The sequence below is a fragment of the Pseudoalteromonas sp. MMG022 genome, assembly GCF_021654245.1.
Classification (GTDB): Bacteria; Pseudomonadota; Gammaproteobacteria; order Enterobacterales; family Alteromonadaceae; genus Pseudoalteromonas; species Pseudoalteromonas amylolytica.
Genome location: NZ_JAKFZQ010000063.1, coordinates 1 through 399, shown reverse-complemented (window position 1 = coordinate 399; position 399 = coordinate 1). Strand labels below are relative to the sequence as shown.

The window sequence follows — 399 nt, the reverse complement described above, 5'->3', positions numbered from 1 at the left end:
CGAGTTAAAATAGCCAGTCCTAGTGACACATCTGTGTCCCCTTCGTCTAGAGGCCTAGGACACCGCCCTTTCACGGCGGTAACAGGGGTTCGAATCCCCTAGGGGACGCCACTTTACTTTTGTAAAGTACCGAAAGCTCATATGGTGAGAGTTAAAATAGTCAGTCCTAGTGACACATCTGTGTCCCCTTCGTCTAGAGGCCTAGGACACCGCCCTTTCACGGCGGTAACAGGGGTTCGAATCCCCTAGGGGACGCCACTTTACTTTTGTAAAGTACCAAAAGCTCATATGGTGAGAGATAAAATAGCCAGTCCTAGTGACACAGAAATAGAGCATCTTCGATACTCAACTTGGAGCATCTTCGATACTCAACTTGGAGCATCTTCGATACTCAACTTG

2 tRNA genes are annotated in these 399 nt (G+C 48.1%); both read left to right on the top strand.

Annotation, left to right across the window (positions count from 1 at the left end):
- Window positions 1-35: 35 nt before the first annotated feature.
- Window positions 36-111: transfer RNA gene (locus L1070_RS20205), tRNA-Glu, on the top strand.
- Between the two features lie 71 nt (window positions 112-182).
- Window positions 183-258: transfer RNA gene (locus L1070_RS20200), tRNA-Glu, on the top strand.
- The last annotated feature ends 141 nt before the right edge of the window (window positions 259-399 follow it).